General features: G+C 66.5%; 27 protein-coding genes. 11 read left to right on the forward strand and 16 right to left on the reverse strand.

All coding sequences use genetic code 11. The features are described from left to right. On the forward strand, positions 1 to 282 hold a 282-nt coding region (locus tag BLW48_RS05505; RefSeq protein WP_218137495.1), incomplete at its 5' end, for a superoxide dismutase. 70 nt (positions 283 to 352) lie between these two features. On the opposite strand, the gene BLW48_RS05510 is transcribed toward BLW48_RS05505, so the two are convergent. The 3 genes from BLW48_RS05510 to BLW48_RS05520 form a co-directional block, all read right to left on the reverse strand. Beyond that, positions 353 to 811, reverse strand: a complete 459-nt coding sequence (locus BLW48_RS05510; protein ID WP_093173288.1) for a DUF192 domain-containing protein — start codon at positions 809 to 811, stop codon at positions 353 to 355. Between the two features lie 100 nt (positions 812 to 911). Continuing rightward, positions 912 to 1,112 (reverse strand): hypothetical protein, encoded by a 201-nt coding sequence (locus BLW48_RS05515; protein ID WP_093075170.1) that lies wholly within the window; start codon positions 1,110 to 1,112, stop codon positions 912 to 914. Between the two features lie 154 nt (positions 1,113 to 1,266). Continuing rightward, the gene (locus tag BLW48_RS05520) at positions 1,267 to 1,605 is read right to left on the reverse strand and encodes a cell envelope biogenesis protein TolA (protein ID WP_093056973.1); all 339 of its coding nucleotides are present in this window, start codon (positions 1,603 to 1,605) and stop codon (positions 1,267 to 1,269) included. Between the two features lie 218 nt (positions 1,606 to 1,823). Here BLW48_RS05520 and icd point away from each other — a divergent pair, with 218 nt between their 5' ends. From icd to BLW48_RS05555, 7 genes are all read left to right on the forward strand, one after another. Further along, complete coding sequence (gene icd, locus BLW48_RS05525) at positions 1,824 to 3,083, forward strand: NADP-dependent isocitrate dehydrogenase (RefSeq protein ID WP_093073915.1); 1,260 nt, start codon at positions 1,824 to 1,826, stop codon at positions 3,081 to 3,083. A 250-nt stretch (positions 3,084 to 3,333) separates the two neighbouring features. Next, positions 3,334 to 3,693 (forward strand): ATP-dependent Clp protease adapter ClpS, encoded by a 360-nt coding sequence (clpS, locus tag BLW48_RS05530; protein WP_042674481.1) that lies wholly within the window; start codon positions 3,334 to 3,336, stop codon positions 3,691 to 3,693. 67 nt (positions 3,694 to 3,760) lie between these two features. Continuing rightward, positions 3,761 to 6,082, forward strand: a complete 2,322-nt coding sequence (gene clpA / locus BLW48_RS05535) for an ATP-dependent Clp protease ATP-binding subunit ClpA (protein WP_093056971.1) — start codon at positions 3,761 to 3,763, stop codon at positions 6,080 to 6,082. 112 nt (positions 6,083 to 6,194) lie between these two features. Further along, on the forward strand, positions 6,195 to 7,640 hold the full coding sequence (gene cls / locus BLW48_RS05540; protein ID WP_093173290.1) for a cardiolipin synthase: 1,446 nt from the start codon (positions 6,195 to 6,197) through the stop codon (positions 7,638 to 7,640). Next, a complete protein-coding gene (gene sbcB, locus BLW48_RS05545) occupies positions 7,641 to 9,080 on the forward strand; it encodes an exodeoxyribonuclease I (RefSeq protein ID WP_093056969.1) in 1,440 nt (479 codons plus the stop codon). Positions 9,081 to 9,092: 12 nt separating this feature from the next. After that, the gene (locus BLW48_RS05550) at positions 9,093 to 9,827 is read left to right on the forward strand and encodes a CatB-related O-acetyltransferase (protein ID WP_093173292.1); all 735 of its coding nucleotides are present in this window, start codon (positions 9,093 to 9,095) and stop codon (positions 9,825 to 9,827) included. Positions 9,828 to 9,848: 21 nt separating this feature from the next. After that, complete coding sequence (locus BLW48_RS05555; protein ID WP_093073921.1) at positions 9,849 to 10,295, forward strand: DUF3574 domain-containing protein; 447 nt, start codon at positions 9,849 to 9,851, stop codon at positions 10,293 to 10,295. 11 nt (positions 10,296 to 10,306) lie between these two features. Here the strand turns inward: BLW48_RS05555 and BLW48_RS05560 are convergent, their stop codons facing one another. After that, positions 10,307 to 10,717 (reverse strand): GFA family protein, encoded by a 411-nt coding sequence (locus BLW48_RS05560; protein ID WP_093056967.1) that lies wholly within the window; start codon positions 10,715 to 10,717, stop codon positions 10,307 to 10,309. Positions 10,718 to 10,831: 114 nt separating this feature from the next. Between BLW48_RS05560 and BLW48_RS05565 the strand changes: the two genes are divergently transcribed. Continuing rightward, positions 10,832 to 11,683, forward strand: a complete 852-nt coding sequence (locus tag BLW48_RS05565) for an NAD-dependent protein deacetylase (RefSeq protein ID WP_093173294.1) — start codon at positions 10,832 to 10,834, stop codon at positions 11,681 to 11,683. Here BLW48_RS05565 and BLW48_RS05570 read toward each other — a convergent pair. Genes BLW48_RS05570 through BLW48_RS05585 form a run of 4 tightly spaced genes read right to left on the reverse strand, consistent with a single transcriptional unit; the run spans position 11,680 to position 14,168 of the window. Then, positions 11,680 to 12,555 (reverse strand): alpha/beta hydrolase, encoded by an 876-nt coding sequence (locus BLW48_RS05570; protein ID WP_093173296.1) that lies wholly within the window; start codon positions 12,553 to 12,555, stop codon positions 11,680 to 11,682. The genes BLW48_RS05565 and BLW48_RS05570 overlap by 4 nt on opposite strands. Continuing rightward, a complete protein-coding gene (locus BLW48_RS05575; RefSeq protein WP_093056964.1) occupies positions 12,552 to 13,412 on the reverse strand; it encodes a sterol desaturase family protein in 861 nt (286 codons plus the stop codon). The genes BLW48_RS05570 and BLW48_RS05575 overlap by 4 nt, the downstream gene beginning before the upstream one ends. Position 13,413: 1 nt before the next feature. Beyond that, positions 13,414 to 13,704 (reverse strand): EF-hand domain-containing protein, encoded by a 291-nt coding sequence (locus BLW48_RS05580; RefSeq protein ID WP_093056963.1) that lies wholly within the window; start codon positions 13,702 to 13,704, stop codon positions 13,414 to 13,416. 17 nt (positions 13,705 to 13,721) lie between these two features. Next, a complete protein-coding gene (locus BLW48_RS05585; protein ID WP_093173298.1) occupies positions 13,722 to 14,168 on the reverse strand; it encodes a hypothetical protein in 447 nt (148 codons plus the stop codon). Positions 14,169 to 14,362: 194 nt separating this feature from the next. Between BLW48_RS05585 and ompR the strand changes: the two genes are divergently transcribed. Next, positions 14,363 to 15,085, forward strand: coding sequence for an osmolarity response regulator transcription factor OmpR (gene ompR / locus BLW48_RS05590; protein WP_093173300.1), 723 nt, complete (start codon positions 14,363 to 14,365; stop codon positions 15,083 to 15,085). Continuing rightward, positions 15,082 to 16,386 carry an ATP-binding protein gene (locus tag BLW48_RS05595; protein WP_093173302.1) on the forward strand — a complete coding sequence of 435 codons (1,305 nt, stop codon included), beginning with the start codon at positions 15,082 to 15,084 and terminating at the stop codon, positions 16,384 to 16,386. Before ompR ends, BLW48_RS05595 begins: the two co-directional genes overlap by 4 nt. A gap of 9 nt (positions 16,387 to 16,395) precedes the next feature. On the opposite strand, the gene BLW48_RS05600 is transcribed toward BLW48_RS05595, so the two are convergent. The 8 genes from BLW48_RS05600 to upp all read right to left on the reverse strand — a co-directional run bounded on the left by BLW48_RS05600 (position 16,396) and on the right by upp (position 24,492). After that, positions 16,396 to 17,682, reverse strand: coding sequence for an amidohydrolase family protein (locus BLW48_RS05600; RefSeq protein ID WP_093173304.1), 1,287 nt, complete (start codon positions 17,680 to 17,682; stop codon positions 16,396 to 16,398). 64 nt (positions 17,683 to 17,746) lie between these two features. Then, entirely contained in the window at positions 17,747 to 18,214 is a 468-nt protein-coding gene (locus BLW48_RS05605; RefSeq protein WP_371127540.1) for a hypothetical protein, read from the reverse strand. Continuing rightward, positions 18,214 to 19,137 carry an ABC transporter permease gene (locus tag BLW48_RS05610; protein ID WP_093173306.1) on the reverse strand — a complete coding sequence of 308 codons (924 nt, stop codon included), beginning with the start codon at positions 19,135 to 19,137 and terminating at the stop codon, positions 18,214 to 18,216. Before BLW48_RS05610 ends, BLW48_RS05605 begins: the two co-directional genes overlap by 1 nt. Continuing rightward, positions 19,134 to 20,198 (reverse strand): ABC transporter permease, encoded by a 1,065-nt coding sequence (locus tag BLW48_RS05615; RefSeq protein ID WP_177142302.1) that lies wholly within the window; start codon positions 20,196 to 20,198, stop codon positions 19,134 to 19,136. Before BLW48_RS05615 ends, BLW48_RS05610 begins: the two co-directional genes overlap by 4 nt. Further along, complete coding sequence (locus BLW48_RS05620; RefSeq protein ID WP_093173308.1) at positions 20,198 to 21,829, reverse strand: ABC transporter ATP-binding protein; 1,632 nt, start codon at positions 21,827 to 21,829, stop codon at positions 20,198 to 20,200. The genes BLW48_RS05615 and BLW48_RS05620 overlap by 1 nt, the downstream gene beginning before the upstream one ends. Further along, positions 21,826 to 22,773 (reverse strand): 5'-methylthioadenosine/S-adenosylhomocysteine nucleosidase, encoded by a 948-nt coding sequence (locus BLW48_RS05625; RefSeq protein WP_093056957.1) that lies wholly within the window; start codon positions 22,771 to 22,773, stop codon positions 21,826 to 21,828. The genes BLW48_RS05620 and BLW48_RS05625 overlap by 4 nt, the downstream gene beginning before the upstream one ends. 8 nt (positions 22,774 to 22,781) lie before the next feature. Continuing rightward, positions 22,782 to 23,783 carry a BMP family protein gene (locus BLW48_RS05630; RefSeq protein ID WP_093173309.1) on the reverse strand — a complete coding sequence of 334 codons (1,002 nt, stop codon included), beginning with the start codon at positions 23,781 to 23,783 and terminating at the stop codon, positions 22,782 to 22,784. A gap of 79 nt (positions 23,784 to 23,862) precedes the next feature. Next, positions 23,863 to 24,492 carry a uracil phosphoribosyltransferase gene (upp, locus tag BLW48_RS05635; protein WP_007837874.1) on the reverse strand — a complete coding sequence of 210 codons (630 nt, stop codon included), beginning with the start codon at positions 24,490 to 24,492 and terminating at the stop codon, positions 23,863 to 23,865. Between the last annotated feature and the right edge of the window lie 34 nt (positions 24,493 to 24,526).

Consider the following 24,526-nt stretch of genomic DNA (forward strand, 5'->3'; position numbering starts at 1 on the left):
TGGGGCAGCTACGACGCCTTCAAGGAAGCCTTCGTGAAGTCGGCCGTGGGCAACTTCGGTTCGGGCTGGACGTGGCTGGTGAAGAAGGCCGACGGCTCCGTGGACATCGTGAACACCGGCGCCGCCGGCACGCCTCTGACGACTGCAGACACTGCGCTGCTGACGGTGGACGTCTGGGAACACGCCTACTACATTGACTACCGCAACCTGCGCCCGAAGTTCGTCGAGACCTTCCTGGCCAAGCTGGTGAACTGGGACTTCGTCGCCAAGAATTTCGGCTGAGCCCGGGTTTCCCCAACAAAAAAGCCGACCCTCGGGTCGGCTTTTTTTGCGGGCTTCAGGCAGCAGAAGCTCAGCGCTTGGTGGCTGCGAACAGTTCGCCGCCGAGCTTTGCGCCCTTCTTGATGTTCTTCTTGGCGAACCAGCCCTGGTTCATTTCGAGCACGTAGCGCACGGGCTCCAGGGAGCAGTGCGAGTTCTCGGTCATGGGTTGCATGTCGACCAGATTGACGATGCGGCCATCGTCGGCCACGAAAGCGGCAGTCAGCGGAAGGATCGTGTTGCGCATCCAGAAGCACTGAGTGGCAGGCTGCTCGAACACGAAGATCATGCCTTCGGCCTGCGGCATTTCCTTGCGGAACATCAGGCCGATTTCGCGTTGAAGGGGTGTTTGCGCAATCTGCGCATCGATCTTGTACAGGCCGACCGACAACTGCGTGCGCGGCAGGTCGGTCTGGGGTTGCTGCTGGGCGTGCGCAGGCATCATGAAGGACGCGGACGCGAGGAGCAGGGCGGCTAGACGCTGGAACATCGGGCAACTCTTTCAGGGCGGGGTCAGGGCCCGGCCTAAATCAAAAAAAACGCCAATAAAAATGCCCGCTGATGCGGGCATTGCCGGTGAGCGTGAAAGCTTACACCTTCTTGGCAGCGGCCGTGTGGGCCTTGGCCACGTGGCTGACCTTGTGCTTCTTGGCCGCAGCGTGCTTCTTGGCAGGCGCGTGCTTGGCGGCCTTGGGAGCGGCTGCGGGAGCAGCGGTGGTGGGTTCGGCTTGTTGAGCGAAAGCACCGGCAGCGAAGAGACCAGCGACCAGGGCTGCGAGCAGCTTGTTCATGAACATATCCTTTGAAATTCGTTGATTTGGATTGCCCTCCCTGCGGAAGGTAGACATTCAACGGAGGCCGATTCCTGCGGTTGACAGCAGAACGCTTGCGGCAGGCGAAAAAAAAAGCGCTCCGAAGAGCGCTCTTTTCTGGGGCTGGGCCGACTTACTTGGCGCCTGCCATGTCAGGCGTACCGCCTTGGGTCGACTTGCGCTTCACGCTGCCGTCCTTGTTGCGACGACGCTGGTCGCGGGTGCTTGCGCGCTTCTCGCCAGAGGCAGCAGCCTTGTCGGCACCGATGGCGCCGCCTTCGGGCGTCTTGGCTTCGTCGCCAGCGGCAGCCTTGACTTGGCCAGCGGGCTTGGCAGCCTTCTTGGCTTCGGCACGTTGCTGCGACTTGCTGTTGGTGGCGTTACCTTGCTCAGGCGTCGTACCGGCCGGGTTTTGGGCGTAGGCGCCAGCGGCGAACAGGCCAGCGATCATGACTGCGAGAATTTTGCTCATTGATGATTCCTCTATCGAGAATTGGTTGGAAACGCCTCCCGGCGAGCAGAAGGTCAGCCACTAACGAGCCCATTGGCTCGCCGGTTGACAAACGCTTGCTGATGGGTTGCGTCTAAAATGTACAGCGATTTGTTCGCGGGCTGTACAGCGAATCCACCCCGTGTCTGAATTCGCTGACAGTCGTCAAAATTACGTCAATCCCGGAGCCATCCCCCCTCATGACCAGTTATCAGCACATCAAAGTCCCGACCGAAGGTCAGAAGATCACGGTCAACGCCGACAACTCGCTGAATGTGCCTGACCAACCGATCATTCCCTTCATCGAAGGCGACGGGACTGGCCTGGACATCACGCCAGTGATGCTGAAGGTGGTGGACGCAGCGGTGGCCAAGGCCTATGGCGGCAAGAAGAAGATCCACTGGATGGAGGTCTATGCCGGCGAAAAGTCGACCAAGGTCTATGGTCCCGACGTCTGGCTCCCCGAGGAAACCCTGCACGCTGTGCGCGACTACGTTGTCTCCATCAAGGGCCCGTTGACCACGCCCGTCGGCGGCGGCATCCGCTCGCTGAACGTCGCGCTGCGCCAGGAACTCGACCTTTATGTCTGCCTGCGCCCCATCCAGTATTTCGAAGGCGTGCCGAGCCCGGTGCGCGAGCCGCACAAGACCAACATGGTGATCTTCCGCGAGAACTCGGAAGACATCTACGCGGGCATCGAGTTCGAAGCCGAGAGCGACAAGGCCAAGAAGCTCATCAAGTTCCTGCAGGACGAGATGGGTGTCAAGAAGATCCGTTTCCCCAACACCTCGGGCATCGGCGTCAAGCCCGTGTCGAGGGAAGGCACCGAGCGCCTCGTGCGCAAGGCATTCCAGTACGCCATCGACAACGACAAGCCCAGCGTCACCTTGGTGCACAAGGGCAACATCATGAAGTTCACCGAAGGTGGCTTCCGTGACTGGGGTTACGGCCTCGCAGCCAAGGAGTTCGGCGCCGAACTGATCGACGGTGGCCCGTGGATGAAGTTCAAGAATCCGAAGACGGGCAAAGAAATCACCGTCAAGGACAGCATCGCCGATGCATTCCTCCAGCAGATCCTGCTGCGTCCCGCCGAGTACAGCGTGATCGCCACGCTCAACCTCAACGGCGACTACGTGTCGGACGCGCTGGCCGCGCAGGTCGGTGGCATCGGCATCGCCCCGGGCGCAAACCTGAGCGACACCGTCGCCATGTTCGAAGCCACCCACGGCACGGCACCCAAGTACGCCGGCAAAGACTACGTGAACCCAGGCTCCGAAATCCTCTCGGCTGAAATGATGCTGCGCCACATGGGCTGGAAGGAGGCTGCCGACCTGATCATCAGCTCGATGGAAAAATCTATTGCCAGCAAGAAGGTCACCTATGACTTCGCCCGCCTGATGGACGGCGCGACGCAGGTAAGCTGCTCGGGCTTCGGCCAGGTGATGATCGACCACATGTAATTGCCGCGTGCTTCGACGTCTTGCGACGTCGTTGCAATGCAATGGGCCCTTGAACTTCCAGAAGGAATTCAAGGGCTTTTTATTGGCTCTTCGATCGGGCCGCGGCCATCCCTTTTTGCCTAAAACTCTCCGCAGGTGCGCTTCATCAAAAAAGCTGTCGCAACCGCCGCAATGCCCTTGAATTGTCGGATACGCGCCACCAAGTTTTTTTCGCCGGCACGGTGCTTGCACGCTCTATAGAATCTTTTTCATGGCAACGAGAATTCCCAAAACTCCCAGCACTCCGCCGGCCCAGAAGCCGGCCGGGGATGACGGAGATTCGGTCGTCCTGGAGCGCCGGCCGCAGAAAACCGCGCCGCCCCAGATGTACCAGGTGGTCATGCTGAACGACGACTACACCCCTATGGAGTTCGTGATCGTCGTGCTGCAGGAATATTTCAGCAAGGACCGAGAAACCGCGACCCAGATCATGTTGAAGATCCACCTCGATGGCCGCGGCGTCTGTGGGGTCTATTCCCGCGACATGGCGGCCACCAAGGTCAATCAGGTCATGGAAGCGGCGCAGCAGGCTGGGCACCCGCTGCAATGTGTCAGTGAGCCAGTTGCGTGAACCTGTTGAATTGCGCAAGCTCCAACCCATCTGAGAACTTATTTACAGCAAGGCAAAAGGAAATCACATGATTGCCCAGGAACTGGAAGTCAGCTTGCACATGGCCTTTGTCGAGGCCCGGCAGCAGCGCCACGAGTTCATCACCGTGGAGCATCTGCTGCTCGCTTTGCTGGACAACCCGAGCGCCGCGGAAGTTCTGCGCGCCTGCTCGGCGAACGTCGACGACCTTCGGGCGTCGCTCACCAACTTCATCAAGGACAACACGCCTCAGGTGGCGGGTACCGACGATGTAGACACCCAGCCGACCCTGGGTTTCCAGCGCGTCATCCAGCGCGCCATCATGCATGTGCAGTCCACCGGCAACGGCAAGAAGGAAGTTACCGGCGCCAACGTGCTGGTCGCGATCTTCGGCGAGAAGGACTCGCACGCCGTGTACTACCTGCACCAGCAGGGCGTCACCCGCCTCGACGTGGTCAACTTCATTGCCCACGGCATCAAGAAGAGCGATCCGCCGGAAGCCGTCAAGGGCAGCGGCGAAGCGCCTTCGGGCGAAGGCGAAGACGGTGGCGGCGAGCGCAACGAGAAGGCGTCGCCGCTCGAGCAGTTCACGCAAAACCTCAACCAGATGGCCAAGGACGGCAAGATCGATCCGCTGATCGGCCGCGAGTACGAGGTCGAGCGCGTCATCCAGATCCTGTGCCGCCGACGCAAGAACAACCCGCTGCTGGTGGGTGAAGCTGGGGTGGGCAAGACTGCCATCGCCGAAGGCCTCGCATGGCGCATCACGCAGGGCGACGTGCCGGAAATCCTGGCCGAGTCGAACGTGTTCTCGCTCGACATGGGCGCGCTGCTGGCCGGCACCAAGTACCGCGGCGACTTCGAACAGCGCCTGAAGGGCGTTCTCAAGTCGCTCAAGGACAAGCCGAACGCCATCCTGTTCATCGACGAAATCCACACCCTGATCGGCGCGGGCGCAGCCTCGGGCGGCACGCTCGATGCGTCGAACCTGCTCAAGCCGGCGCTCTCCAGCGGCCAGCTCAAGTGCATCGGTGCGACCACCTTCACGGAATACCGCGGCATCTTCGAAAAAGATGCGGCCCTCTCGCGTCGCTTCCAGAAGGTCGACGTGGTCGAGCCGTCGGTGCAGGAAACCGTCGACATCCTGAAGGGCCTGAAGTCGCGCTTCGAGGAACACCATGGCGTGAAGTACGCCGTGGCGGCCCTGCAGGCCGCGGCCGAGCTCAGCGCCAAGTACATCAATGACCGTCACCTGCCCGACAAGGCCATCGACGTCATCGACGAAGCTGGCGCCGCCCAGCGCATCCTGCCGCCGAGCAAGCGCAAGAAGACCATCAGCAAGACGGAAGTCGAGGAAATCGTGGCGAAGATCGCGCGCATTCCCCCGGCCAACGTCAGCAACGACGACCGCAGCAAGCTGCAGACCATCGAGCGCGACCTCAAGAGCGTGGTGTTCGGCCAGGACAAGGCACTCGAAGTGCTGGCCTCCGCGGTCAAGATGGCACGCTCGGGCCTGGGCAAGGGCGACAAGCCGATCGGGTCGTTCCTGTTCTCCGGCCCCACGGGCGTCGGCAAGACCGAAGCGGCGAAGCAGCTGGCCTACATCATGGGCATCGAGCTGATCCGCTTCGACATGTCGGAGTACATGGAGCGTCACGCGGTGAGTCGCCTGATCGGCGCGCCTCCGGGCTACGTCGGTTTCGACCAGGGCGGCCTGCTGACCGAGGCCGTCACGAAGAAGCCCCACGCGGTGCTGCTGCTCGACGAAATCGAGAAGGCACACCCGGACATCTTCAACGTGCTGCTGCAGGTCATGGACCATGGCACGCTGACGGACAACAACGGGCGCAAGGCCGACTTCCGCAACGTCATCATCATCATGACGACGAATGCGGGTGCCGAGACCATGAACAAGGCGACCATCGGCTTCACCAACCCGCGCCAGGCGGGCGACGAAATGGGCGACATCAAGCGCCTGTTCTCGCCCGAGTTCCGCAACCGGCTGGATGCCATCGTCAACTTCAAGGCGCTCGATGAAAACATCATCCTGCGCGTGGTCGACAAGTTCCTGCTTCAGCTGGAAACGCAACTCAGCGAGAAGAAGGTGGAAGTCACCTTCAGCGACAAGCTGCGCAAGCATCTGGCGAAGAAGGGCTTCGATCCGTTGATGGGTGCACGCCCGATGCAGCGCCTGATCCAGGACACGATCCGTCGTGCGCTGGCCGACGAACTGCTGTTCGGTCGCCTGACCGACGGCGGCCGCCTCGAAGTCGACCTCGACGACAAGGACGAAGTGCTGCTCGACATCCAGCCGCTTTCGAAGAAGGAAGGCAAGTCGAAGCCCGAAGCTGAAGAAGCTGCGACAGGTTGAAAGAACCGGGCAGTGCGCGGCCGATGAGGTTGCGGAACCGCCTCCAAAGGCCGGTAGCATCACGCTGCCGGCCTTTTTCTTTGGGCCGCCGAAATCACGAAGCCTCCTCGCCTTGATCCTCCCCGAACTCAGCCACGAATGGAAAACCGGCCTCTCCCTGGCGTGGAGCGGCTACATCGCGGTGTTGTCGATCTGGATCGTGATGCAGAAGCGCGCGCCGGTGTCCACGATGAGCTGGATCCTGTCGCTGGCGCTGCTGCCGTTCGCGGGCTTCGTCATCTACTACTTTCTCGGGCCGCAGCGCCTGCGAAAACAGCGGCTCAAGCGCCTGCGCAGCCGCGCCGGCGCCTCCGCCCAGGCCGACGTGGCGCGGCTGCGCGATGCGGCGCAGAACGCCCCACCGGCGCTGCAGCAGATGGCCAAACTGGGCACCGCGACCTGTGGGCTGCCAGTGTCGAGCGCCGTTGATGTCGAGTTGCTCTCGGGCGGCGCGCGCACTTTCGACGCAATCTTCGAGGCCGTGCGCGCCGCGCAGAACCACATTCACCTCGAGTACTACATCTTCGAGCCTGACAAGATCGGCACTGCCTTGCGCGACCTGCTGATCGAGCGCGCGAAGCAGGGCGTGGCGGTGCGGCTGCTGATCGACGCACTGGGCTCCAAGCGCATCGGCCGCAATTTCATGGCGCCGATGCTCGAGGCGGGCGTGAAGGTCGCGCTGTTCCACGACACCAAGATCGGCCGCCGCCTGCGCCCGGTGACCAACTACCGCACACACCGCAAGATCGTTGTGTGCGATGGTCGCATCGGCTTCACGGGCGGCGTGAACATCACCGACGAGGAAGACAAGCGCACCAACCCCGACGCCTACCACGACGTGCACCTGCGCATCGAAGGCAGCGCGGTGCGCTGGCTGCAGACCACCTTCCTCGAAGACTGGACCTACGCCACCGGCGAAGACCCGCGCGGCATGGACGACACCCTGAATGCCATGCTGCCGCAGCTGGAAGCCGGCGACATCCCGGTGCAGATCGTCACCAGCGGTCCCGACAACGCGATGGAAGCCATCCACCGCATGCACGTCGAGGCCATTCACTCGGCCACGCATCGCGCCTGGCTCACCACGCCGTACTTCGTGCCCGGCGAGCCGGCGCTGATGGCGCTCACCAGTGCCGCGCTGCGTGGCGTCGACGTGCGCCTGCTGGTGCCGCGCCGCAGCGATTCGGCCATCGTGAGCGCCGCCGCGCGCTCGTACTTCGACGAGCTCATCGCCGCCGGCGTGAAGGTCTGGGAGTACAAGGCGCGCATGCTGCATTCCAAGACCTTGGTGGTCGACGACCATTGCGCGATGATCGGCACCGCGAATTTCGACAACCGCAGCTTCCGCCTCAACTTCGAGGTGTGCGCGGTGGTTTATGGTCCGGAACTGACTCGGCCGCTGGCGGCGCAGTTCGAGACCGACCTGCAGAATGCCGGTGCGGTGCGCGGCAACCGGCACCAGAGTTTCTGGCGCCGCCTCGGCGACGCCATTGCGCGCTTGTTTTCACCCTTGCTTTGAATGAACCACACCTTTCTCTGGCACGACTACGAAACCTTCGGCGCAGTGCCGCGTCGCGATCGTCCCTCGCAGTTCGCCGCCATCCGCACCGACGCCGAGCTCAACGAAGTCGGCGAGCCGCTGATGATTTATTGCAAGCCCGCGCCGGACTACCTGCCCAGCCCCGAGGCCTGCCTGATCACCGGCATCACGCCGCAGGTGTGCCTGGAGCGCGGCATCCCCGAGCATGAATTCGCCGCGCACATCGAGCGCGCCTTCTCGCAGCCCGGCACCATCGGCGTCGGCTACAACACCATCCGCTTCGATGACGAGGTCACGCGCTTCCTGTTCTGGCGCAACCTGATCGACCCCTATGCGCGCGAATGGCAGAACGACTGCGGCCGCTGGGACCTGCTCGACGTGGTGCGCCTCACGTACGCGCTGCGCCCCGACGGCATCGAGTGGCCGAAGAAGGAAGACGGCAAGCCCAGCTTCAAGCTCGAAGACCTGGCGCGCGCCAACGGCCTGCTGCACGAGTCGGCGCACGATGCGCTCTCCGACGTGCGCGCCACCATCGCACTGGCACGCCTGATCCGCGACAAGCAGCCCAAGCTGTTCGACTTCGCATTCGGCCTGCACAAGAAGGACCGCGTTGCCAGCGAACTCGGCCTGCCCGCGATGCGCGAAACCGCGAAGCCCTTCCTGCACGTCTCGGGCATGTTCCCGGTCGAGCGCGGCTGCCTGGCCGTGATGTGGCCGCTGGCCAGCCATCCGACCAACAAGAACGAGCTGCTCGCCTGGGACCTTGCGTATGACCCGAGCGAGCTGCGCGACATCGACGTCGACACGCTGCGGCTGCGCCTGTTCACCCGCACGGCCGACCTGCCCGAAGGCGTGGTGCGGCTGCCCGTGAAGGGCGTGCACCTGAACAAGTCGCCGATGGTGGTCGGCAACCTGCGCACGCTGGCGCCGGCCATGGCCGAGCGCTGGGGCGTCGACCTCGACACGGCCATGCGGCATGCCGCCATCGCACGCGACCTGCCCGACATGAGCGCCATCTGGTCGCAGGTGTATGCCCGGCCAAAGGAGGCAACGCCCGACGTCGACGAAGACCTCTACGGCGGCTTCGTCGGCAACGCCGACCGCCGACGGCTGAACCAGCTGCGCGGCCTGTCGCCCGAGGAGCTGGCCAAAGACCGCACCGGTTTCGACGACGGACGACTCGACGAGATCCTGTTCCGCTACCGCGCACGCAACTGGCCCGAACTGCTCAATGAGGACGAGGCCGAACGCTGGGAAGCCTTGCGCGTGGCGAAGCTCTTCAAGGGCGAGGGCGGGGCTCGCACCATCGAGATGCTGTTCAGCGAGGTCGATGCGCTGTCCGAGAACGCCGACGAGCGTGGCGAGGAAATCCTCGGCGCGCTCTACGAATACGCCGAGGCCATCGCGCCCGAGGCTTGATCCGCGTCGCCCATGAGCCTCTCGATCAACGCCGAACTGTCGAAGGGGCTCGAAAGCTACGGGCTGTTCCTGTCGGAAGGCTCGCTGCTGCCAACGCCATTCCGCTTCGAGACGCCGGTGCGCGTGTGGCATGCCGTGCAGATGCACGGCGGGTGCTCCGTGGGCGCGTATTCGAGCATCTCGCCGGGCGCATTGCTCGTCGACGTACGCATGGGGCGCTATTGCTCGATCGGCGACGGTGTGCAGACCCTGTCGGACCATCCCGCCGGCTGGCTTACGACGCACATGCTGGCCTATGCGCCGAATTTTCCGGAGCCCTACCGGCACCAGTTCGTAGGTCAGTTTCCGTCGCACTCTCCAGTCATGATCGGCAATGACGTGTGGATTGGCTCCAGGGTCAGCCTCAAGAGCGGCATCACCATCGGCGACGGCGCGGTGATCGGTGCGGGCGCTGTGGTGACCCGCGATGTGGCGCCGTTCACCGTCGTGGGCGGCGTGCCGGCCAGGGTGATCCGCCAGCGTTTTCCCGATGCGCTCATCGAACGTATCCAGGCCTGCCCCTGGTGGGACTGGGACTTGCGCACGTTGGCGCTCGATTGGCAGCATCCTGAAAAAGCCCAGTCGACGCTGGAGGCCGCCGTTGCAGAAGGTCGTCTGTCGCGCTGGAATCCCGGCTGGCGCCTGCTCGACCACGGTACGCCGCCCGCCGAGGGCCAGCCTGCGCCGCTGGTCTTTCTGCCGGGTTGATCACGCATGGAGGTATTTCGCATGACTACAGGTATTTCGCCCCTTGTCCGCACCGCGCTGGCAGCCGTCGCGATGGCCGCGGCGCTCGCCGGATGCAGCGCCTTGCCATCGGCGCCTGGTGCGGCGAAAGCCTGCGGGAGCAGCTTCGAGACCTTCGAGCGCGACACGCTCTATTTCGGCCGGGCCATTCCCTCGGGCGGCCAGGTGTCGGATGCCGAGTGGACGGGCTTTCTCGACACCACCATGACGCCGGCTTTTCCGCAGGGCCTGACGGTGATCGATGCCGCCGGCCAGTGGCGCGGCGTGTCGGGCGACGTGGTGCGCGAGCGCTCCAAGCTGGTGGTGCTGCTGCATCCGCGCAGCGACAAGGACGACGCCGCCATTGCCAGCATCATCGGCACCTATCGCCAGCGCTTCGCTCAAGAGGCGGTGCTGCAGGAGCGGCAATCCGTCTGCGTCCGCTTCTGAGGCTGCCGTGCTCAGGAGGGTTGCCCGTCGATGGCCGGCAGCCCACTCAGGTCTTCCGACCACGCCAGCGCGGAGCGGCACCAGATACGGCGACGCGGGGGCAGCAATGCGCGCTGCGCCAGTGCTCCCACGCGCAGCGCATAGCTTGGCGGTGTGTCGCTGTCCGCGGCGGCCCAGATTGGCGAGCCGCAGTTCGCGCAGAAGCCGTGTCGTCGCCGCGCGCCGCTGTCTGCCGTCTTCACGTAGGTCTTCGGCGTGCCGGTCAGCAGGCGGAAGCTGGAGGCCGGCACAGGCACCGACACGCGGTAGGCGGAGCCCGACAGCACCTGGCAGTCGCTGCAATTGCACAGCGAAACCTTCTCCGGATCGAGGTCGGCTTCGAAGGTGATCTGGCCGCAGTGGCAGGCGCCTTGTACTTGCATGCGAATTCCTTTTTTCGGGGGAAGCAGGCATCGTAGGAAGAGCGGCCTGCGGACGCAATGGCTGGCTATTTCCCCGGCCGCGCAGCCTCTGGCGCGGCCACGTATGCTCCCCGGATGGACGCCAATTCCACCGCGCTCGCCGACTTCGCCATCCGCCACCGCAAGCTCTTCGTGCTCACCGGCGCGGGGTGCAGCACCGAATCGGGCATTCCCGACTATCGGGACGTCGAGGGCGAATGGAAGCGCCCGTCGCCCGTCACCTACCAGGCCTTCATGGGCGAGGAGTCCACGCGACAGCGCTACTGGGCGCGCAGCCTGATCGGCTGGCCGACCATGGCCGGCGCCCGTCCGGGTGCGGCGCACCGCGCGCTGGCGCGGCTGGAGGCGGCGGGCCGCGTGGGCTTGCTGCTCACGCAGAACGTCGATGGCTTGCATGAGGCGGCCGGCAGTCGCGGCGCCATCGACCTGCACGGGCGCATCGACACCGTGCGCTGCATGGCCTGCGAGCGGCGCACGCCGCGCGCGGCGCTGCAGCTCGAATTGAGGCAGCGCAATCCGAGTTGGGCCGCACTCGAAGCCCGTGCCGCGCCTGACGGCGACGCCGATCTCCAGGGCCATGATTTCTCCGCCTTCGACGTGCCCGCGTGCACGCACTGCGGTGGCCTGCTCAAGCCCGACGTCGTGTTCTTCGGCGAAAGCGTGCCGAAGGAGCGCGTCACGGCCGCCTTCGCGGCACTGGAAGAAGCCGACGCGGTGCTCGTGGCCGGTTCGTCGCTGATGGTGTATTCGGGCTTTCGCTTCGTGCAAGCGGCCGCCGCGGCGGGCAAGCCCGTGGCGGCGGTGAACCTGGGGCGCACACGGGCCGATGCGCTGCTCTCGCTGAAGGTCGAACGGCCGGTGGGCGAGGCGCTGGAGGCGCTTGCGCAGCAACTGGCGCCCGAGCCGCAACCGGATCGCGTGGCCTAGCGTTCGCCCGGCGCCTTGCGCAGGGATCGGATGAACGCGTCCACCGACGCCGTGTAGGCACCGGGCAGGCCTAGTTCACCGTCGATCTGCGCGTGCGTGAGGTCTTCAGGCACTACCTCCGCGCGGCCACCAATTGCCGCGGCCCGAGTCGCGAACTGATTCGCCTGCGTGCACGAGCCATCGCGCCGCTGGGTCGAGCACACCAGCAGCATCGGTGGTGCACCAGGCGCAAGAGTGTCGGTGGGCGATACGGTGCGCCAGTAGGCAGGTTCGTCGCCGAACACGCGGTCATAGAAGGGCATGTGGCGACGTCGCATCAGTGCCGCAGTGTCCAGCGCCGCGCTGTCGAGTGCCACGGTGCCGAGCCACGGGCGTGCGCCTTGCTGCCGCGCGATGCTGGGCGATGCACTGATCAGCGCAACAAGGTGCGCGCCGGCCGAATGGCCCATGAGCACGAAGCGGCCCGCATCGCCGCCCCACGAAGGCGCCCTTGCCTGCGCAGTGGCCACCGCGCGCGCCACGTCCTGAGCCTGCTGCATCACGTCGACCTGCGGCACGAAGCGGTAGCCCACCGACACCAGGATGAAGCCCTGGTCGCGCACCCAGTGCTCGATCTTCAGGTCGACCACCGAGGCGGCTGCCTTGTTGCCGAACATCCACGCGCCGCCGTGGACCATCACGAGCACCGGGGCGTTGCGTGCGTTCGGTGGCAGATAGACGTCCATGCGCTGGCGTGCATCGGGGCCGTAGGGCACGTCGGCAAGCCGTTGCACGCCGGTGGGGGCGACCGGCGCGCCAACTTGCTGTGCCATCGCCGGAAAGAAGAGCAGCATGCCCAGCCAGGCCGCGCAAATCCGCAGCAAATGTGTCATGACGAAGCTCCCGGAGGACCGAAGAGGGTCGAGATTTTCGCGCGCCAGCCGTCGGCCTTCCAGAGGTCGCGGCCCAGGTTCACCCACTCGTGGAAGGCGATGCGCAACGGGTTGTGGGTGCGCAGCGGCGTGGTGAGGCCGTAGCGCAGCGTCACGTCCTTGCGCTCGGCAGCGAAGGTGCCGAACATCCGGTCGAACACGATCAGCACGCCGCCGTAGTTGCGGTCGAGGTATTCCGGGTTCGACGCGTGATGCACCTTGTGGTGCGTCGGCGTGTTCAGTACCCATTCGAGCGGCCCCAGGCGCGGCATCCACGGCGCGTGCAGCCAGAACTGGTAGAGCAGGTTGGCCGCCAGCGTGGCCACCACCGCCAGCGGCGGAAAGCCCAGCCACACCAGCGGCGCGAAGAACAGGGCCGTGCCGGTGAGCTTGCCCGTCCAGCCCAGGCGCAGCGCGGCAGCCAGCGTGAGCTCGTTGGGCGAGTGGTGCACCGCGTGCGTGGCCCAGAACCAGCGCACGCGGTGCGCAGCGCGGTGATACCAGTAGTAGCAGAACTCCTGCCCTACGAAGAGCAGTGCGAAGGCCGCGGGCGTCGACAGCGAAATGGTGTCGACCCGGTGCGCGTGCGCCCAGGCCAGCACCGGCGCGGCAATCGACAGGCCCAGCGCATCGACCGCGCGCCGGCCTACCGCGTCGGCCAGCGAGGCGCCGTAGGCGCGCCAGTCGTAGGCCTGGCGCCGCACGAAGCTCTGCACCAGGCCTTCGAGCGTGGCTGCGGCCAGCACGAAGACGAGCAGGCCGGTCAGCCACAGCGCGATGCCCGGCCCCATCGACTCGCGGATCAGGTCGAAGGACATGCTATTTCTGCCGGCTGCTGCGTTGCTGGGTCACGGCATAGGCCTCGATCTGCGCCATCGTCACCGAGCCTGCGTGAGCGCTGTCGATGGCGTCGAAGTTGCGGTAGACCCACGGCATCTTGCCGCGTGCTTCGTCGCGTGTGAGACGGCCGTCGACATTGGTGTCGGCGGCGCCGAAGCGCTTGTGCAGCTCGGCGCGCATCTGTTCGGCGCGACCGGCATCGGGCGCCTGGGCGCAGGCGGCAAAGGACACGGCTGCGAGCAGCAGCGGCAGGACGTGGCGGGTTGTCATGGGCACGCTCCCTTGCATCAACGGCAGGAAATGACCGCGCCGGCCGCGCTGTAGCAGGTGGCGCTGTGCGTCAGGCCGGTGGCGCTGTTGTAGCTCGTGCTGCTCTGCACGCTGTTGCCGGTGGCGGCGCTGGTGGCGGTGGTGCTGCGGCTCTGGGTCACGTTGCCCGATGCGTCGCGGCTCGCGCTGCCGCTGCTTTCTGCGCTGCCGCGCGTGCCGGCTGCAGCGAAGCCACTGCGGTGGCTGGCCGAGCCGTCGGGGTTGACCGAGGTCGTGCCGGCGCGGGCAGCATAGCCTCCGCCGGGCCCGCGTACCGCGCGCATGTTCGTGGCGGTGGTGCCACCCGCGGCGTTGGGCCGCACGACATGCCGGCTGGCCGCGCCAGCTTGGGTGGCCGTGAAGGCCGCCGCCAGCAGCACGCCGGCCAGCGCGGCGGAAGTGGACAGGGAAAGAACGCGCTTCATGTTCAAGACTCCTTGCGGTGCCGGCTGCGCACCTCGCGAAGCCGTGAAAGCGACTGTGGCCGCGAGATGTGAGCCAGCCATGGCGCAGCGCGGTGCGTTCATGACAATCCGTGAGCGCCCGTCCGGGGCTCTGTCATCGTTTGTCATGAATTCCCGCGCGACCGGGCAAGGCAGCCGCCGTTACGATTCGCCGCATGACCGAAGCGCTGGCCCGCATCCTGATTGCCGACGACGAAGCCGACCTGCGCGCGCTGCTGCAGCGCTACCTCGGCGACCAGGGCTATGCCGTGCGCACCGTCGAGAGCGCCCAGCCGCTCGACAAGCTGCTCGCGCGCGAGCGCTTCGACGTGCTGGTGCTCGACGTCATGATGCCCGGCGAAGACGGCCTGGCTGTGTGCCGCCGGCTGCGCGCACAGGGCGAGACCATTCCCATCCTGATGCTGACTGCGCGCGGCGACCCGGTCGACCGCATCGTCGGTCTCGAGATGGGCGCTGACGACTACCTGCCGAAGCCCTTCAACCCGCGCGAGTTGCTGGCGCGCATCCAGGCGCTGGTGCGGCGCCAGCGCATGCTGGGCGCGCACACCGGGCCGGCGCCGGTGCAGGAAAGCGTGCGCTTCGGCGCCTTCACGCTGCACCTTGGCGAGCGACGCCTCGAGCGCGAGGTGGAGGGCGCGAAAGAAGATATCCCCCTGACCACCGGTGAGTTTTCGCTGCTCCAGGCGCTGGCGCTCAACGCCAACCGGCCGTTGGGCCGCGAGCGCCTGATCGAACTGGCCCACGGCCGCGAGCACGAGGCCACCGACCGCAGCATCGACGTGCAGGTCATGCGTCTTCGCAAGCTCATCGAGGCCGAGTCCGCGCAACCGCGCCACATCCGCACGGTCTGGGGCGTGGGTTACCTGTTCGTGCCATGAAGCTCTTTCCACGCAGCCTGTTCGGGCGCAACGCGCTGCTGCTCGTGCTGCTCATCGCGCTGGGCCAGATTGGCGGCGGGTTGCTGTTGCGCGAGATGGTCATCAAGCCACGGCTCGACCAGATTGCCGAGAGCGTGGCGCGCAACGTGGCAGCCATCCGCGCGGGCATGCTGGCACTGCCGCCGGCCCAGCGGCCGGCATTCGTGGACGGGTTCAACCAGCAGGCGACGGCTGGCCGCGCCGACAAGGCGCGCGGCCCGCGCGTGCTGCTCACGCCGCTGGAGCGCGGCTTCGTGCGCTCGGTGTCGGCGCGCATCGCGAGCCAGGGCGTGGAGGCCGTGTGGCGCCGCGAGCCCGACGGCGGCCTGGCGCTGCGGCTCACGCTCGATGGAAGCGATCACTGGGTCGTGATGCCCGGCCTCTTGCCCGCGCGCGAATTCACGGGTGCGCTGGTGGCGGTATCTGTAGGCAGCGCGTTGCTCGCGCTGGCGGGTGCGCTTTGGTTCCAGCGCCGGCTCAACCGGCCGCTGGTGCGTGTGGTGGAGGCCGCGCACACGCTGGCGGCGGGCCGCGAGCCCATGCCGCTGCCCGAAGACGGTCCCACCGAAGTCGCGACCGTGAGCCGCAGCTTCAATCAACTGGTCGGCAGCCTGCGCCAGACCGAGCGCGAGCGCGCCCTGATGTTGGCCGGCATCTCGCACGACCTGCGCACGCCGCTCACCAAGCTGCGCCTGGGCGTGGAAATATTGCGCGACCGCATGGAGCCCGAGCTCGTGAGCAGCATGACGCGCAGCGTGGAAGAAATGGACGCCATCGTCGGCCAGTTCCTCGACTTTGCGCGCGGCGACGGTGACGAGCTGCCGGTGCCGACATCGCTCGACGACATGGCCCGGGCGCTGGGCGCGGCCAGCGCCGACCATGGCCGGCCCATGGCGCTGCAGCTGGGCGGCGCGCCCACGCTGCCGCTGCGCCAGCAGGCCATGCAGCGCGCCATCGGCAACCTGATCGAGAACGCCTGGCGCCACGGCCGGGCGCCGGTCACGCTGTCGACGCGCGTGGTGGGGCAGGAGGCGATTGTCGAAGTCGCCGACCACGGCGACGGCATCGACCCGGCCGAGGCGGATGCTCTCAAGCAGGCGTTCCGCCGTGGCAATGCGGATCGCGGCGGGACGGCAGGTGCGGGGCTCGGCCTGGCCATCGTGCAGCGCATCGCGCAGGCGCATGGCGGTCGGCTCGAACTGGAGACACCCCCGGGCGAGGGCCTGCATGCACGCCTGCGGCTGCCGTTGCCGCCGGGCTGACGGCCTCGTTCAGCCGGCGCGCTTCGGTGCCATCCAGCTCGTTGCAGCGTCGCGTCCCGTGAGGTGCAGGCTCGCAGTGGCAGCAGGCGTTTCGGCCACCAAGCGCCCCTTGCGGAACACCTTGAGCCGCGTGGCGCGCAGGCGGATCGCCTCGACCGGATCGCGCGCCTGCAGCAGCACGAAGCTCGCGTCGCAGCCCGCCTCGATGCCGTAACCCTGAAGGTGCATCACCCGTGCCGCATTCGCCGTCACCGCCTCGAAGCACTGGCGAATGCCGGCCTGGCTGGTCATCTGCGCCACGTGCAGGCCCATGTGCGCCACTTCGAGCATGTCGCCCGAGCCCATGCCGTACCACGGGTCCATCACGCAGTCGTGGCCGAAGGCCACGTTCACGCCGGCGGCCATCAGCTCGGGCACGCGCGTCATGCCGCGGCGCTTGGGGTAGGTGTCGTGGCGGCCCTGCAGCGTGATGTTGATGAGCGGGTTTGCGATGACGGCCACGCCGCTCTGCGCGATCAGCGGCAGCAGCTTGCTCACGTAGTAGTTGTCCATCGAGTGCATCGATGTGCAGTGCGAGCCCGTCACTCTGCCTTGCATGCCGAGGCGCTGCGCCTCGAAAGCCAGCGTCTCGATGTGGCGCGAGAGCGGGTCGTCGGACTCGTCGCAATGCATGTCGACCAGCTTGCCCCGCCCGGCTGCGATTTCGCACAGCAGCTTCACGCTGGCCGCGCCATCGGCCATGGTGCGCTCGAAATGCGGAATGCCGCCGACCACGTCCACGCCCTTGTCGAGCGCGCGTTCCAGGTTCTCGACGCCGCCGGGGGAGCGCAGCACGCCGTCCTGCGGGAAGGCGACCAGTTGCAGATCGAGGTAGGGCGCCACCCGGCGCTTGACCTCGAGCAGCGCGTCGACCGCCAGCAGGCTCGGGTCGCTGGTGTCCACATGGGAGCGAACGGCCAGCAGTCCCTTTGCCACGGCCCAGTCGCAGTAGGCCAGCGCACGTTCGATCAGCGCATCGGCCGTGAGCAGCGGCTTCAGCTCGCCCCACAGCGCAATGCCTTCGAGCAGCGTGCCGCTTTCGTTGACGCGCGGCAGGCCGTAGCTGAGCGTGGCGTCCATGTGGAAATGCGGGTCGACGAAGTGGGGGGCGAGTAGCAGGCCTTGCGCATCGAGCGTTTCGTGCGCCGGGGCGACGAGGCCTTCGGTCACTTCGGCGATGCGGCCGCCCTCGACGGCAATCGACATGCCGGTACGGCCGTCAGGGAGGGTGGCGTTGGTGATGAGGAGGTCGAGCATCGTGGGACCCTGTGATCGGTTGAACGGTATTTTCGGCCGCTTTGAGCGCCGCCGGAGAGCCGCTTCAGCGCGTGTTCTGCGCTCGGTACCGGTATTGCCCCGGCGCAGGCCCGACCTCGATGGTCACGCGGCGCAGCTTCTCGTCGTGCCCCGAGTCGGCCTTGGCCGTCACCACGATGCCGCGCGGCGTGGCGCGGCAGGTGAGGTCGGACAGCGAGATTTCCGCATGGTCGTTGTCGAGCTCGGCGATCGCCACCGTGTGCTCGGCATGCAGGCTGCCGTTGGCGTCGCGCGTCATCCATTGCACGTAGAGGAAGGACTGGGCGTACTGCTCGGCGTGCACCACCCGGTAGGTGCCCTGGTGGTCCTTGCCCCAGGTGCCGCACATCTGCACCCAGGTCACGGCGTCGGCGGTGCTGAAGGCCTCGTAGCTGTAGTTCATGCCAAGTGCATGAGCACCGTTGCCGCCCAGCGCCAGCAGCGCCGCGAGCAGGACGCCTCGCGCGGCGGTGGCGGTCCGGGTGGTCATCATCAGCGTTCCCCCTTGCGATACGGTTTCATCAGCGCCTGCGGATAGCTCGCCTTGCGTGCCACCAGTACCAGCGCCAGGATCGACAGCAGGTAGGGCAGCATCAGGTAAAGCTGGTAGGGCAGCACGACGTCGCCGGATTGCTGCAGCCGTAGCTGCAGCGCATCGAAGAAGGCGAACAGCAGCGCGCCCAGCAGCGCCTTGCCCGGCCGCCACGAAGCGAACACTACCAGCGCCACGCAGATCCAACCTCGGCCGTTCACCATGTTGAAGAAGAAGGCATTGAAGGCCGACAGCGTGAGGAACGAGCCCGCCACGCCCATCAGCGCCGAGCCCGCGACGATGGCGCCGGTGCGCGTTGCCGCGACCGACACGCCCTGGCTCTCGGCCGCCTGCGGGTTCTCGCCTACCATGCGCAGCGCGAGGCCGAGCGGCGTGCGGTACAGCACCCAGCCCACCACGGGCACCAGCAGCAGCGCGAACAGCGTGAGCGCGGTCTGCGCATTCAGGATCGGCACCGGCAGCCAGTCCATCGGTGCAAACGGCGTGATGGTCGGCGGCGTGTTCACTTTCGGAAAGCTCACGCGGTAGCCGAAGTAGCTGAGCGCGGTGGCAAGCAGCGTGATGCCCAGCCCCGACACATGCTGCGACAGCGCAAGCCCGACGGTCAGAAAGGCATGCAGCAGCCCGAACACCATGCCTGTGAGCGCAGCCACGCCCACGCCCACCCACAGCGGCGCGCCCGCATACACCGCGAGCCAGCCGGTGAAGGCGCCCGCGACCATGATCCCTTCGATGCCGAGGTTGAGCACGCCCGCGCGCTCGCACAGCAGCACGCCGAGCGTACCCAGAATCAGCGGCGTGGCGATGCGCAGCACCGCGACCCAGAAGGCGGGGTTGGCGAGGATGTCGAGGAGGTCCGTCATTTCTTCATCCGCACCCGGTATTGCGTCAGCAATGTCGCCACCAGCACCGCGATCAGCGATGCGGCAACGATCACGTCGGCGATGTACGTGGGCACGCCGACCGCGCGGCTCATGGTGTCGGCACCGACCAGCACGCCCGCAACGAACACGGCAGCCGCGATCACGCCCAGCGGATGCAGCCCTGCCAGCATCGCAATCACGATGCCCGTGTAGCCATAGCCCGGCGACATGTCGAGTGTGACGTAGCTCGTGCGGCCCGCCACCTCGATCGCGCCCGCCAGCCCGGCCAGCGCACCCGAGAGCAGCGCCACCATCACCACGGTGCGCGTCACCGGCACGCCAGCGAAGGCCGCGGCGCGTGCATTCGCACCCACGGCACGGATGTCGAAGCCCAGCACCGTGTACTTGAAGACCGCCCACACCATCACCGCGAGCGACACGGCCCATAGCAGCCCGGTGTGCACGCGCGTCTGCGCAATGAGCTTTCCGAGTTCGAGATCGGACTGCAGCGACACGCTCTGTGGCCAGCCCATGGCGCTGGGGTCTTTCATCGGCCCGTCGAGCAGCGCCGACACGCCCAGCAGCACGATGAAGTTGATCAGCAGCGTGGTGACGACCTCGTCCACGCCGAGCTTGTTCTTCATCAGCGCCGGGCCCAGCAGCATCAGCGCACCCGCCACGGCGGCGGCCAGCATCATCAGCGGAAACAGTACCCACGGCGACAGCTCGAAGCCCGTGCCGCCATGCATGCCGCCCACGGCGACGGCCGCCAGCGCGCCGGCATAGAGCTGGCCCTCGGCGCCGATGTTGAAGAGCCGCGCCTTGAAAGCGACTGTGGCCGCCAGCCCGGTGAGGATCAGCGGGATCGCGCGCGTCAGCGTCTCGCTCCACGCGAACACCGAGCCGAAGCCGCCCTGCAGCAGCAGCGCGTAGGTGCGGCCGACCGGCGCACCGGCCCACAGCACGAGCAGCGCGCTGACTGCCATGGTGAAGACGACCGCGCCGATGGGCGCAAGCACCAGCGCCGTGCGCGAGGTTTCGTGGCGCCGTTCGAGCCGCATCATGGCGTGGCTCCCTTGGCGTGGGCAGCCGTCGCGCCGGCCATGGCCAGCCCGATGGCTTCGCGTGTCCAGGCCGCGGCCGGGCGGGCTTCGCCCAGATGGCCGCCGTGCATCACGGCCACGCGGTCGCCGAGCGCGAGCACTTCGTCGAGGTCGTCGGAAATCACCAGCACCGCCGCGCCAGCGTCGCGCGCGGCAATCAGCTGCTGCTGCACATAGGCCACGGCGCCGATGTCGAGGCCCCAGGTCGGCTGGTGCGCGACGATCAGGCGCGGCGCGCGGTTCGGGTACTTCTTGTTGTCGTCGCCCTTGGCCGCTTCGGGCTGCTCGGGCGCCAGCAGGGCGCGGCCCAGAATCAGTTTCTGCATGTTCCCGCCGGAGAGCGAACGGGCCGGCGCCATCAGGCCGGCGCCGCGCACGTCGAATGCCTTTTCGATGCGCCGCGCATGCAGGCGGGCGGCCGCGCGCTTCACGATCCACGACCAGCGCGAGAACACCGGGCTGCGCAGGCGCTCCGACACCGCGTTCTCCCACACCGGCAGGTCGCCGACCACGCCGACGGCATGCCGGTCTTCCGGAATGCGCGCGACACCGCGCTGCACCAGCCGGGCGGGCGAGGGCGGCAAGGCGCGGCCCATCAGCTGAGCCATGCCAGACGTGGCGCGGCGCGTGCCGCACAGCAGTTCGGCCAGCGCCACCTGCCCGTTGCCGGAAACACCGGCGATGGCGGTGATCTCGCCGGCGCGCAGCGTCAGCGACACCTCGCGCAGCCGGTCTTGCCCACCGTTCTTGTCTGATGCGGTGCTCACGTGGTCGAGAACGCAGACGGCATCGCCCACCGACTTGGCTGGCCGCCGCTGCGGCGCATCGACCGCATGCCCGACCATCCACAGTGCCAGCTGTGCCTGCGTGGTGTCGGCCGTGCGCGCCTCTGCCGCGAGCTTGCCGCCGCGCAGCACTGCGATGCGATGCGATACGCGCAGCACCTCGCCGAGCTTGTGGCTGATGAAGATCACCGACAGCCCCTGTGCCACCATCTGCGCGAGCGTGGCGAACAGTGCCTCGCTTTCCTGTGGCGTCAGCACGGCGGTCGGCTCGTCGAGGATCAGGATGCGCGCGCCGCGATACAGCGCCTTGAGAATTTCCACCCGCTGGCGCTCGCCGACCGACAGGCTGCCGATCTGCGCGTCAGGCTGCACCGGCAACCCGAAGCGCTGGGCCACGTCGAGAAGCCGGGCGCGTGCGGCCGCGCGGCGCGACACCGGGCGCCACAGCGGCTCGGTGCCCATCATCACGTTGTCGAGCACGCTGAGGTTGTCCGCCAGCGTGAAATGCTGGTGCACCATGCCCACGCCGGCCGCGAGCGCGGCCTTGGGGTTGCCTGGCGGCAGCGGCGCGCCGAAGACTTCGATGCTGCCTTCGTCGGCGACGTAGTGGCCGAACAGAATCGACATCAGCGTCGACTTGCCCGCGCCGTTCTCGCCGAGCAGCGCCAGCACTTCGCCGGCCTGCAGGTCGAGGGAAATGGCGTCGTTGGCGACGAGGCTGCCGAAGCGCTTGGTGATGCCCTGGAGGCGCAGGACGGTGGCGTCGCTTCCTCCCTCCGTGGGAGGGAGAGAAGACTGGGTCACTTCCACGCAGCCAGGAAAGCCAGCATGACCTTGGCGGAGTTGTCCGCCGCGATGCCCATGAAGGTGCCCATCTCGTTCTCGCCGTCGCCGCCGCCTGCGAGGTCGCTGAGCGAGCGGAAGGCGATGTACGGCACGCCGTTGCTGTAGGCGACCATGCCCACGGCCGCGGTTTCCATATCGAGCACGTTGGCCTGGAAGGTCTTGTAGGTGTATTCGCGGTAGGCCTTGTTGTCCATGAAGGCCTGGCCCGAGACACCGTTGCCGCCGACCACCAGCTGGGGCTTGCGCGGCAGGCACTTGCCGGCGCTGCAGTTGGCCAGGTCGACATTGCGGATGCTGCGTGCCACCTCGAGCATCTTCGGATCGGCCTCGAACCAGAACTTGCGCTGGATCTCCGGACGCGCGGCCGAGCGCACCTCCACCGGGCGCGGGAACATCATGCCGAAGTTGGGCAGCGTGGCGTCGGTGATGAAGGGCGGCGCAGCGTACTTGCCGGGCGCGGTTTCGCGCGCCATCAGCACTTCGAGGTACTGGCCCCATTGCGCCGGCACCGTGACGTCGCCCACATGCAGAGACGGATTCACGCCACCCGCGATGCCGCTGAACACGATGTTCGTCACGCGGAAGCGGTTGAGCACGAGCTGCGTGTTCATCGTCGCGTTCGTCATGCTGATGCCCGACAGGAACAGCACCACGGGCTTGCCTTCGAGCGTGCCTGTGGTGAACTCCACGCCGTTCACGCTGTGCTTCACAGGGGTTTGCAGGCGCGTGAGCAACAGCTTGAGCTCGGGCTCGAAGGCTGAGAGCACCGCGATGCGCGGCGTGTCGTCGAGGCGCGTGCTGCTGTTGATGCTGACGCCGGTGCCCTTGTAGACGCCGACGCAGCCCGCGAGGCCAAGGGCCAGCACGCCGGCCGCGAGAAGGGAAACCCAGCGGATCTTCATCAGCGCGCTCACTTTGCGGTGGACTTCGGTTGCGCGTCGTCCACCTTCACCGTGAACTTGCCCGAGAGGATGTCAGCCTGCTTGGCTTTCACCTTGGCGACGATGTCGGCAGGCACCTTCTTCTCGAAGGTGCCCAGTGGCGCCAGCTCTGAACCCTTGTGCTTCATCTGCGCGTACACGCCGTAGTCTTCGGCCGCGAACTTGCCTTCCTTCACGAGCTTGATCGCGCGGTCGGCCGCGGGCTCGAAATTCCACAGGGCCGACGCGACCACCGTGTCTGGGTACTGGCTCTGCGTGTCGATCACGTTGCCGATGGCGAGCTTGCCTTTTTCCTTGGCCGCGTCAGAGACGCCGAAGCGCTCGGCGTACATCACGTCCGCGCCCTTGTCGATCATGGCGAAGGCCGCTTCCTTGGCCTTCGGCGGGTCGAACCAGCTGTTGATGAAGCTCACGCTGAACTCGACCTTCGGATTCGTTTCCTTCGCGCCGGCCATGAACGCGTTCATCAGCCGGTTGACCTCCGGAATCGGGAAGCCGCCGACCATGCCGATGCGATTGCTCTTCGTCATGCCGCCGGCCACCATGCCGCTCAGGTAGGCCGGCTCCTGGATGTAGTTGTCGAACACGCTGAAGTTGGGCGCCTGCGGCTTGAGCGACGAGCCCATCAGGAAGGCGACCTTCGGAAAGTCTTTCGCGACCTTGCGTGCCGCAGCTTCTACGCCGAACACCTCGCCGAGGATCAGCTGGTTGCCGGCCGTGGCGTACTCGCGCATCACGCGTTCGTAGTCGGCGTTGCTGACGTTCTCGGTGGCCTTGTATTCGATCTCGCCGCGCACCTCGGCCGCCTTCAGCGCCTTGTGGATGCGGCCCACCCATTGCTGCTCGAACGGCACGGTGTACACCGCCGCCACCTTCAGCTTGGCCTGCGCGAGCGCAAGGCCGGGCGCGCCGGCCGCAAGTGCTGCGGCAATGGCGACGGAACGGATGATCAACTGGCGGCGTGCTGTCACGGTGCTTCTCCTCGAGGTATGGAAATCTTCTTGTCGCTGCCGGGGGCAGCGCGGCGCCCTTCAATCGGACGCCGGGGCGTTACTTGGTGCCGAAGATACGGTCGCCTGCGTCGCCCAGACCCGGCAGGATGTAGCCGTGGCTGTTCAACTCGCGGTCGATCGCGGCGGTGTAGATCGGCACATCCGGGTGGGCCTTCTGCATCGTCGCCACGCCTTCGGGGCAGGTCAGCAGGCAGACGAACTTGATCGACTTGGGGTTGAGCTCCTTCAGGCGCTCGACCGCGGCCACGGCCGAGTTGCCGGTGGCCAGCATCGGGTCGACCACGATCACGTCGCGGTTCTCCATTTCACCGGGCATCTTGAAGTAGTACTCGACGGCCGTCAGCGTCTTCGGGTCGCGGTACAGGCCGATGTGGCCGACGCGGGCGCCGGGCACCACTGTCAGCATGCCGTCCAGGATGCCGGTGCCGGCGCGAAGAATGGATACCAGCACCAGCTTCTTGCCGTCGATGACCTTGGCCTGCATGGTCTCGAGCGGGGTTTCGACCTCGATGTCCTGCATCGGCATGTCGCGCGTGACCTCATAGGCCATCAGCATGCTGATTTCGTTGAGGAGCCGGCGGAAGCTGTTGGTGGACGCATCCTTGCGGCGCATCAGCGTGAGCTTGTGCTGGACGAGGGGGTGGTTGACGAGGTGGACGTTGCTCATTGGATTTTTTCTATCGTTGCTGCTGAACCCGGGA

Source organism: Variovorax sp. YR266, assembly GCF_900107295.1.
Lineage (GTDB): Bacteria > Pseudomonadota > Gammaproteobacteria > Burkholderiales > Burkholderiaceae_C > Variovorax.